Here is a 4,743-nt window from a genome sequence, read left to right on the forward strand (position 1 = left end):
CAGCGGATCGCGCTCACGGCTGGGGGGCGGCGGGGTATCGAGGCTCATTCGGGAGGACTCCGGTGTCTGCTGCGGCTTGTCCATGCGGCAGCGGATTTGTCCAGAGGGCAGATCATGCGGGGTGTGTTCAGGCGGGCCCGCGCAACTCAGAATAGGCGCGGATGGCCTTGGCGGCTGTGATCCGGGCAAGGTGGCGGCCCTTGTCGTCGCGCCAGTCGGCCTCCACGAGAGCGGTGGTCTTGCCCCTGCTGATCAGGCGGCCTTCGATGGTTATCAGTCCGTTCGGCACCGGGCGCAGTATGCGGGTCTGCAGTTCCATCGTGGTAAACCATTCGCCGTCGTCCAGCGCGCTGGCCATCGTCATCGACACAATATGATCCGACAGACCGGCCACCCAGCCACCGAACACCCGGTCCGGCTGGATGTCGCGGTCGCCGGTGTTCGGCCATTCATACCGCGTGTAGCCATAGGACACCTCCTTCAGCCATTCGTGCGGCTTGATGCCGAGATTGCGGATGCCGGCCGGCAGTTCCCATTCGCCGGAGCGAAGGCGCGCGAAGAATGCGGTTTGCTGGGCGGAGAGTTCGGTGCGGGTGGTCATGGTCGGTTCCGGCAAAGAGCGAACGGGCGTGTCATCCCGCACGGAGCGCAGCGAAGATCCGGGACCTCCTTGCGGTTCTTGGTGAGGGAAGGTCCCGGCGCACGCCGCTCTGCGAGCGGCTGGCCGGGATTACGGGTTTTCAGGTCACGGTGGCGCCGCCGTCGACGACCAGCATCTGGCCTGTCATGTAGGCGCCGGCTTTCGAGGCGAGGTAGACCGCTGCACCGGCTATTTCTTCCGGGTCGCCAATACGCTTCAGCGGTGTGCCGGTGAGGGCGCGTTTGAGGGTTTCCGGATTGTCCCAGAGGGCCTTGGCGAAGTCGGTCTTGATCAGGCCCGGCGCGATGCAGTTGACGCGGATATTGTCGGCGCCGAACTCGGCGGCAAGGTTGCGGGCGAGCTGGAAGTCGGCCGCCTTGGAGATGTTGTAGGCACCGATCACCGGCGAGGCGCGCAGGCCGCCGATAGACGAGACGATGATGATGGCGCCGTCCTTGCGCGCGCGCATCTGCGGCGCGCACATCTGGATCAGCCAATGGTTCGAAATGATGTTGTTCTGCAGGATCTTGGTGAAGGCGTCATCCGAGATGCCGGCCATCGGGCCATAATAGGGGTTCGAGGCGGCGTTGCAGACGACGATGTCGATTCCGCCGAAAGACTTGTTGGTCTCGTCGACCATCGCCTGCAGGTCTTCCTTCGAGGAGATATTGGCGGGGATCGCAATAGCAGTGCCGTCGCCATGCTTCTTGTTGATAGCCTCGGCGACTTCCTCGCACGGGCCCGGCTTGCGCGAGGAGATGACGACGCGGGCGCCCTGGTCGGCCATGGCCTCGGCAATCGCCCGGCCGATGCCGCGCGAGGAGCCGGTGATGATGGCGGATTTACCCTTCAGATCGAACAGGCTCATGGCGGCCCTCCCTTGTGTTGGTTAAAGGCTTGTTTGCGGGGGCGACCCTAGGGGAGGCAGGCCGGATCGGCTAGGCTTTCCGTTGGGGAATTTTCGGGAGCGGCTTGCCTGCGGCGAAGCGGACCGTTTGCGCGCACTGCAAACCTGATGTTCCAGCCACCCATGTGGGGAAGTTCCGCCATATTGCTTGCGCGCGTGCTGGCCATGCTCGCGCTCATCTCCCGGGCCCTGATGCCGGGGGCTATGGCGGCTGCCCAGTCGCGGCCGGGCTATGTTGCGGCTTTCGTATGCGCCATGCCCGGCAAGGACATGGCCGAGGGCGCCAGCGGGCTGGGGGAAAGACCTTGACAGCCTGCTCGCCGACAAGGCCGCCGGCGATGCGCCGGACACCGGCCACGACCGCCAGGACCGCGTGCCGGGACAGGGCGGCGTAGTGCCGCCGGTCGCCGGACAAATCCCGTCCGGAAACCTTTCATCTCAAGAACTCACACCATGAAATTCACCCTGAAACGGGCTCCGCGTTGAGGCTTTCCGTCCTTGGCTTTGCGCTCTGGGCAAACCTTCCTGCCGATGGCAGGCCTCACGCTGCTGCCGGGCTGGCCGTCGATTTTCTGATCTCGGCGGGCCCGCGCCTCAGCAGAAAGCCGGCCTAGAGACCCCAGGCGTCCGCCAGGATGCCGGCGAGCTTCTCCGTCCGCTTGCGGACGATTTCCGGCGTCCAGGCGTCCTGCTCCATCAGATCGCGGGTAAGGGCGAATTCCTGGCCGCCTCCGCCATTGAAGTAGATTTCCTTCTTGGCGCGGTAGTCCAGCCGGTCGGCTTTCTGGTTCACCTTGGTGGTCAGCAGCACGAAATTGCCGATTGTGTCGCATTGCTCGCGGCGCCGTCCGGCGTCCGGCCAGGTAAACATCCAGTGGCTGTCATCCGGGATCGTGCGGGGCAGAACGTGCTCCACGGTTGCGTCCGATTCCGGCGGAATGGTCTTTCCGCTCGCCAGCGCGGCGCAGAGACGCAGCGCGATCGCCCGGCGCTGGCCGAAAGTGGCAAACCGGCCGATCAAGCGCTCACGCGTCTTCCTTGCCTCGTCGCGCGAGATGGCGAATGGACCGGTCTTCGAGAGCAGCACACGGTCATTGCGTACCGCTTCGGTGACACGCGCAAAACGGCGGCTGCGCTGGTCGCGGTCATGCACCAGGAGCTGCATCACATAGGCGAGGCGTTCGAGGTTCTGGAAGAATTCCGGCGCCGAGGTATCTTCCACGCCGCGCTCGGCCAGGAAGTGAAGGGCCGGCGCGCGCCAGTTCTGCTGCTCCAGCGCGCGCATCTGGTGCAGGCAGCTGGCAATCGCCTCGGACCGCGGGCTTTCGTCCAGCTGCGCTGTCTCGATCTGGCGATAGGCGCCCACATAGGCGGGCAGCATCTCGTCGAGGAACTTGCGCGCATCGAATTTCGCCAACGCGCCTTTCTGGAAGGCTGCGACGATGTCGCCCTTCGTGCCGCGGTCGAAGATGGTGCGGATCTGGCGCAGCAGGTCGTCGAAGGCCGTGCCACCAAGCGTGGCTTCATGCTCGGCCCAGCGCTCGGCATAGCGGGCGGCTTCGGCGGAGGTGAACTTCGCGCGCTGGAACAGTTCGGTCTTGATGATATCATGCGCGCCTGGCTCCTTTCCGCGTGTATTCAGCACACGGAACACCTTGAAGCCCTGGTCCTTGTTGTCCACCACGACGCGCACGAGGGCGCAGCCATTCATGGCAATCTCGGTCAGCGCGCGGAGCTGCTCGGGCGTGATGTTGCCCAGTTCCTTCTGGAATACGGCGGCATTCGCCATCATCCGCGCCTGGCTTTCGCTCTCGCCGGGGTCAGCGTCGAGCGTCAGGGTTGCGCCCGGGCGCTGTACGGTGTCGCGGAAGAAGGCGCCGTCCTGGTAATTCAGGGCAATGCGCCAGTTGGCGCCTTCTCCGAGGATCGGACGCGCCTCATCGGCGATCAGCATGTGCAGCTTGCGGGCGCGGTCCTTGTCGGGCTCAAGGTCGCGCAGCACGCAGAGGAGGATAGTGAGGGTCGTCAGGCGCTGCTGGCCGTCGACGATTTCCAGAACGCCCGGCTCCTCACCGTGCACGAAAACGACCGCGCCGATGAAGTGAGGGTTCTGCGCCTCGGTGGCTTCCTGCAAGTCGCCCAGCAGCTCAAGCGCTTCCTGCTCTCCCCACGAATAGCTGCGCTGGTAAGGCGGCATGCGCAGCCGCTCGCCGGGCGCAAACACATCGCTCAACGAGCTTTCCTGCGCGCGAACGCCGAGATGCATGCGCCTACCCCTCTGCAAGGCCGTCTTCCTAGCCCTTGCCAAAGGCGTTCACAACGAGACATGAACGGTTTGCAAGGTAAATCGCGCCAGAGTGTGACAGGAGAGTAACGCCATGCGACTGGTCAGGTTCCAACGGGGAAGCGTCGGTGCATTCGGCCGTCTGGAAGCGGATCAGATCGTCCCTGTAGCGGGCGCAACGCTTACCGAGGCGCTGGAAGGAAACTCAGCCGGCGATCCGCTGCCGCTGGCATCACTCCGCCTGCTGGCGCCGATCGCGCGCCCTGGCAAGATCCTTGGCATCGGTGTCAACTATGCCGCCCACGCCGCCGAAAGCGTCAGCTTCGTCAATACGTCCAGACCGGAAGTGCAAAAGTGGTTCAACAAGCAGGCCACCGCCGTCAACGGTCCGTATGAAGCCGTGCACCTGCCAAAGGTCTCCGCGCAGCTCGATTATGAAGGCGAACTGGTCGTGGTGATCGGCAAGCATGGCCGGCATGTGCCGCGCGCAAGGGCGATGGAGATCGTGGCAGGCTTCTGCGTTGGCGGGGACTATTCGGTGCGCGACTGGCAGAAGGCCAGCCAGACGATGATCATGGGCAAGGGCTTCGACACCCACGCCGTTTTCGGCCCGGCGCTGGTGACACTGGACGAAGCCGGCGACATTTCCGGCGCCGAGATCCGCACTTACATCAATGGCGAGCTGCGCCAGTCCGGCAAGCCTGCGCAGATGATCCACGACATCGCTGCGCAGATCGAACACCTGACCGCCGCGTTCACGCTGGAGCCGGGTGACGTCATCTATACCGGAACGCCGGCGGGCGTCGGCGCCGGTTTCGACCCGCCGAAATGGCTGAAGGCGGGCGACACAGTGCGTGTCGAGATCGACGGGCTCGGCCATATCGAGAATAAAGTTGTGGAGGAACCGGAGAC

5 protein-coding genes are annotated in these 4,743 nt (G+C 64.5%); 2 read left to right on the forward strand and 3 right to left on the reverse strand.

Going from position 1 to position 4,743, the window contains the following annotated elements; genetic code table 11:
• Positions 1–127 precede the first annotated feature (127 nt).
• Both WEA77_RS09755 and WEA77_RS09760 read right to left on the reverse strand, forming a co-directional pair.
• Positions 128–601, reverse strand: a complete 474-nt coding sequence (locus tag WEA77_RS09755) for a PaaI family thioesterase (protein WP_368067683.1) — start codon at positions 599–601, stop codon at positions 128–130.
• A 139-nt stretch (positions 602–740) separates the two neighbouring features.
• Positions 741–1,508 (reverse strand): SDR family oxidoreductase, encoded by a 768-nt coding sequence (locus WEA77_RS09760; protein WP_368067684.1) that lies wholly within the window; start codon positions 1,506–1,508, stop codon positions 741–743.
• A gap of 147 nt (positions 1,509–1,655) precedes the next feature.
• Between WEA77_RS09760 and WEA77_RS09765 the strand changes: the two genes are divergently transcribed.
• On the forward strand, positions 1,656–1,856 hold the full coding sequence (locus WEA77_RS09765; RefSeq protein WP_368067685.1) for a hypothetical protein: 201 nt from the start codon (positions 1,656–1,658) through the stop codon (positions 1,854–1,856).
• A gap of 301 nt (positions 1,857–2,157) precedes the next feature.
• Here WEA77_RS09765 and WEA77_RS09770 read toward each other — a convergent pair whose 3' ends face one another.
• Positions 2,158–3,771: a DUF262 domain-containing protein gene (locus WEA77_RS09770; RefSeq protein ID WP_368067688.1), complete on the reverse strand. Its 1,614-nt coding sequence runs from the start codon at positions 3,769–3,771 to the stop codon at positions 2,158–2,160.
• A gap of 154 nt (positions 3,772–3,925) precedes the next feature.
• Here WEA77_RS09770 and WEA77_RS09775 point away from each other — a divergent pair.
• Positions 3,926–4,743, forward strand: an 818-nt coding sequence (locus tag WEA77_RS09775) for a fumarylacetoacetate hydrolase family protein (RefSeq protein ID WP_368067686.1), incomplete at its 3' end; no start/stop codon positions are given.

The sequence above is a fragment of the Hyphomonas sp. genome (assembly GCF_040882205.1).
In the GTDB taxonomy this organism is placed as follows: domain Bacteria; phylum Pseudomonadota; class Alphaproteobacteria; order Caulobacterales; family Hyphomonadaceae; genus Hyphomonas.